A 1,247-nucleotide genomic window follows, 5' to 3' on the forward strand; every position below is an offset into this window, starting at 1 on the left:
GAGCCGACCGGGAACGTGACACCCGAACCCACCGGGAACGTAACACCGGAGCCGACCGGAGCGAACGTCACCATCGTATCGCCGGAGGAGGGCGCCAGCGTCCCCGCCGGGAACGTGACGGTGAGCGTGAACGTCACGAACTTCACGCTGGTCGAACCGACCGGCCAGGCGAATGTGCCGGGCGAAGGCCACCTGCACTACTACCTTGACGCCCCGGTGCCGACGAACGCGAGCGAACCGGCCGTCCCGGAGACCGGCGGCTATGTCATCTCCACGAACCTCACCCACACCTGGGAGAACGTGACGGCGGGAGAGCACAACCTCTCGGTCCAGCTGACCAATAACGACCACACGCCGGTCGTCCCGCTCGTCTTCAAGACGGTAAACGTCACCGCCGACGGGAACGTGACACCGGAGCCGACAGGGAACGTGACACCCGAACCGACCGGGAATGTGACACCGGAACCCACAGGGAACGTAACACCGGAACCCACAGGGAACGTGACACCGGAACCCACCGGGAACGTAACGCCCGAACCCACCGGGAACGTAACGCCCGAACCCACCGGGAACGTAACACCTGAGCCGACAGGGAACGTAACACCGGAACCCACCGGGAATGTGACGCCTGAGCCGACCGGGAACGTGACACCGGAGCCGACCGGAAACGTGACACCCGAACCGACGACCGGAGCGGGCATCACGGCCGAGATCGCTGCGGGGCTTTCCGGGGAGGGGAACCTGACGACGTTCGTTGGAGCCTTAAATAACTCCACTCTCGACCAGAAACTCGAACAGAACAGGACGTACCTCGTATGCGCTCCGACCAACGATGCGTTTGAAGGGCTCGGCAATCAGACCCTCGCGGCCATCATGAACAATACGACGCTCCTGAACACCATCATCGAGTACCACGTCATCCAGGGAGACTACACGATCGAAGAACTCATACAGCTCTGTCAGAATTCGACCGACGGCCAGATCTCGCTGCCGACCGTTGAGGGAACGGACGTTAACGTCTCGCTCACCGACGACAATCAACTGGTTATCAACAACATTGCCGTCGTGACCCAGATCCCGATCACGAACAGCATCACCGTCTACGTGATCGACGGTGTCCTGATCCCATCAGGTGCCCAGATTCCGCCTCCGACCGGGAACGTGACACCGGAACCGACCGGGAATGTGACACCGACACCGACCGGGAACGTGACACCGGAACCGACCGGGAACGTGACACCGGAACC

General features: G+C 62.1%; 1 protein-coding gene. It reads left to right on the plus strand.

Annotated features, from left to right (window positions below; genetic code table 11):
* A partial coding sequence (locus tag BRA42_RS02755; RefSeq protein WP_342772076.1) for a fasciclin domain-containing protein occupies positions 1-1,247 on the plus strand: 1,247 nt, incomplete at both ends.

Origin of the sequence: Methanoculleus sp. UBA374, assembly GCA_002508705.1 — an archaeon.
Taxonomy (GTDB): domain Archaea; phylum Halobacteriota; class Methanomicrobia; order Methanomicrobiales; family Methanoculleaceae; genus Methanoculleus; species Methanoculleus palmolei.